The following is a 3,518-nucleotide window of genomic DNA, read 5'->3' as shown; positions in this document are numbered from 1 at the left end:
TTGCTGGCGGGCGTGGTGGCCACCGACATGGCGGAAGTAGCATTTAAAGACGCGGACTATGCCCTGCTGGTCGGCGCCCGCCCGCGCGGCCCCGGCATGGAGCGCAAGGACCTCCTGCTCGAGAACGCGAAGATCTTCTCGGCCCAGGGCAAGGCGCTCAACGCCGCCGCCAAGAAGAACGTGAAGGTGCTGGTGGTGGGCAACCCGGCCAACACCAACGCCCACATCGCCATGAAGTCGGCCCCGGACCTGCCCAGCAAGAACTTCACCGCCATGCTGCGCCTGGACCACAACCGCGCGCTGTCGCAGATCGCGGCCAAGACGGGCAAGCCGGTCGCCTCGATCAGGAAGCTCACGGTGTGGGGCAACCACTCGCCGACCATGTACGCCGACTACCGCTTCGCCACCATCGACGGCAAGCCGGTCAAGGACATGATCAATGACCAGGAGTGGAACAAGAACGTGTTCCTGCCCACCGTGGGCAAGCGCGGCGCCGCCATCATCGAGGCGCGCGGCCTGTCGTCCGCCGCTTCCGCCGCCAACGCCGCGATCGACCACATGCGCGACTGGGCCCTGGGCTCCAACGGCGAGTGGGTCACCATGGGCATCCCCTCGGACGGCCAGTACGGCATCCCCAAGGACGTCATCTTCGGCTTCCCGGTCACCACGCAGAACGGCGAGTACAAGCTGGTCGAAGGCCTGGAGATCGACGCCTTCTCGCAGGAGCGCATCAACGTCACGCTGAAGGAACTGCAGGAAGAGCAGGCCGGCGTGGCGCACCTGCTGTAAGAGAGGTCGGGCGTGGAGCGTTCAGCGTTCAGCGTCCTCTTCTCTCCACGCCCAACGCCCAACGCTCGACGCTGAACCCAACGTGCATCCCCGCGACGTCCTCCTCGGTGCCCAGGCGCGCACCGGCACCATCCCGGTGTGCGACCACTACAGCGGCGTCGAGGCCCGCATGCGCAAGAGCCTGCAGCTGCAGCAGGAGCTGGCGCAGGAGTTCGGCGCGTGCGTGTTCGACGTCACGCTCGATTGCGAGGACGGCGCGCCGGTGGGCGGCGAGAAGGAGCACGCGGCGCTGGTGGTGGAACTGGCGCTGGGTGCGCAGCCCGATGCGCGCGTCGCCGTGCGCGTGCATCCGGTGGACCATCCCGCGTTCGAAAGCGACATCGAGACGATCGCCCGCCGGGCCGGCCACCGCCTGGTGCACATCATGCTGCCCAAGGTGGAGCGCCCGGAGGACGTGGAGCGCGCCGCGCGTGCGCTCGATGCCGCCGGCGCCACGCAGCTGCCGCTGCAGGGCCTGATCGAGTCGCCCGCCGCGGTGCACCGCGCCTTCGACATCGCTGCGCATCCGCGCATCCAGTCCCTCAGCTTCGGCCTGATGGACTTCGTCTCGGCCCATGGCGGCGCGATCCCGTCCGAAGGGATGGGCGTGCAGGGCCAGTTCACGCACCCGCTGGTGGTGCGCGCCAAGCTCGAGATCTCCTCGGCCTGCCATGCCCACGGCAAAGTGCCTTCGCACGGGGTGGTCACGGAGTTCCGCGACCGGGAGGCGTTCCGCGCCGCGGCGTCGCGCGCAGCCAACGAGTTCGGTTACACACGCATGTGGAGCATCCACCCCGACCAGATCCGGTCGATCGTGGAATTGTTCGCACCTACGAAAAACGAAATACACAAGGCGTCACAACTTCTGAAGGCTGCAGAGCAGGCGGGTTGGGCACCGATCAGCTTCGACGGCAAACTCGAGGACAGGGCGAGCTACCGCTACTACTGGCAGGTCCTGGAACGGGCCCACCAGACCGGGCGGCCGCTCCCCGACGAAGCGCGCGAATGGTTCGCGCGCTCCCAGTCCTACGGAGAGACTCCATGAAGTTGCTGATTGCCTCGCTCGTCACCGCCCTGTTCGCCGCCGGCGCCATCGCGCAGACCGGGGCACCGTCCGCCGACAAGGCGCGGGCGAACAAGAAGCCGGTGTCGGTCAAGAAGGTGCCGCCCGCGACCAAGCGCCAGGCGATCGAGGAGCGCACGCCCACCGAGGATTCCGATCCGTCCGAGAAGCTCTCGGCGGCGGAACTCGAGATCGCCAAGCGCGTGCACACCGGCGAGATCCAGTGCGAGCTGGGCCAGAAGGTCAGCATCAAGCCGATGAAGCGCGAAGGCTTCTTCTTCGTCTCGCGCGGCATCTACAAGTACGTGATGCACCCGGTGGAAAGCCGCACCGGCGCCATCCGCCTCGAAGACCCCGCGCGCGGCGCCCTGTGGCTGCAGCTCGGGAACAAGTCGATGCTGATGAACCAGAAGGAAGGCAAGCGCCTTGCCGACGAATGCCAGAGCCCCGAGCAGGTGGACTTCGCGAAGAACATGAAGCCCGTGAACCTGCTGGAGGCGGGCAAATGACCCCTTAATCCCGGAGAGTGAGATCCCATGTTGCAAGCCTACGTTGAACACGTTGCCGAGCGCGCCGCGCTTGGCATCCCGCCGCTGCCGCTGACGGCCAAGCAGACTGCCGAACTGATCGAGCTGATCAAGTCGGCGCCGGCGAAGGAAGAAGCCTTCCTGCTGGAGCTGCTGACGCACCGCGTGCCGCCGGGCGTGGACGACGCCGCCAAGGTCAAGGCCAGCTTCCTGGCCGCGGTTGCGCATGGGGATCTCGCGGTGTCGGCCATCAGCAAGGCCAAGGCGACCGAGCTGCTCGGCACCATGGTCGGCGGCTACAACGTCAAGCCGCTGATCGACCTGCTCGACGACATCCAGGTCGCGCAGGTCGCCGCCGACGGCCTGAAGAAGACGCTGCTGATGTTCGACTACTTCCACGACGTCGCGGAGAAGGCCAAGGCCGGCAACGCGTATGCCAAGGAAGTGATCCAGTCCTGGGCCGACGCCGAGTGGTTCACCTCGCGTCCCGAAGTGCCGCAGAAGATCACGGTCACCGTGTTCAAGGTGCCCGGCGAGACCAACACCGACGACCTCTCGCCCGCGCCGGACGCCTGGTCGCGCCCCGACATCCCGCTGCACGCCATGGCGATGCTGAAGAACTCGCGCCCCGGCGCGGCGTTCAAGCCGGAAGAAGAGGGCAAGCGCGGCCCGATCGCCTTCATCGAGGAGCTCAAGACCAAGGGCCACCAGGTCGCCTACGTCGGCGACGTGGTCGGCACCGGCTCCTCGCGCAAGTCCGCCACCAACAGCGTGATCTGGATGACCGGCCAGGACATCCCCTTCGTGCCGAACAAGCGCTTCGGCGGCGTCACGCTGGGCGGCAAGATCGCCCCGATCTTCTACAACACGCAGGAAGACTCCGGCGCCCTGCCGATCGAAGTCGACGTCTCGGCCTTCGAGATGGGCGACGTGATCGACATCTTCCCCTACGAGGGCACGATCGAGAAGGACGGCAAGGTCGCCGCCCGCTTCGCGCTCAAGTCCGACGTGCTGTTCGACGAGGTGCGTGCCGGCGGCCGCATCAACCTGATCATCGGCCGCTCGCTCACCGCCAGCGCGCGCGCCTTCCTGGGCCTGGG

General features: G+C 67.2%; 3 protein-coding genes and 1 pseudogene. All 4 read left to right on the top strand.

Translation table 11 applies throughout. The features are described 5' to 3' along the window. Window positions 1–789, top strand: a 789-nt coding sequence (locus VFM98_RS01315) for a malate dehydrogenase (protein ID WP_325108080.1), incomplete at its 5' end; no start/stop codon positions are given. 82 nt (window positions 790–871) lie between these two features. Next, window positions 872–1,873, top strand: coding sequence for a CoA ester lyase (locus VFM98_RS01310; RefSeq protein WP_325108079.1), 1,002 nt, complete (start codon window positions 872–874; stop codon window positions 1,871–1,873). Then, window positions 1,870–2,400 (top strand): hypothetical protein, encoded by a 531-nt coding sequence (locus tag VFM98_RS01305; RefSeq protein ID WP_325108078.1) that lies wholly within the window; start codon window positions 1,870–1,872, stop codon window positions 2,398–2,400. The genes VFM98_RS01310 and VFM98_RS01305 overlap by 4 nt, the downstream gene beginning before the upstream one ends. A 27-nt stretch (window positions 2,401–2,427) precedes the next feature. Continuing rightward, window positions 2,428–3,518: pseudogene (locus tag VFM98_RS01300) on the top strand (aconitate hydratase B); the annotation flags it as partial.

The organism is Ramlibacter sp., assembly GCF_035706265.1.
In the GTDB taxonomy this organism is placed as follows: Bacteria; Pseudomonadota; Gammaproteobacteria; order Burkholderiales; family Burkholderiaceae_C; genus Ramlibacter.
This window is presented reverse-complemented; position numbering and strand designations above follow the sequence as displayed.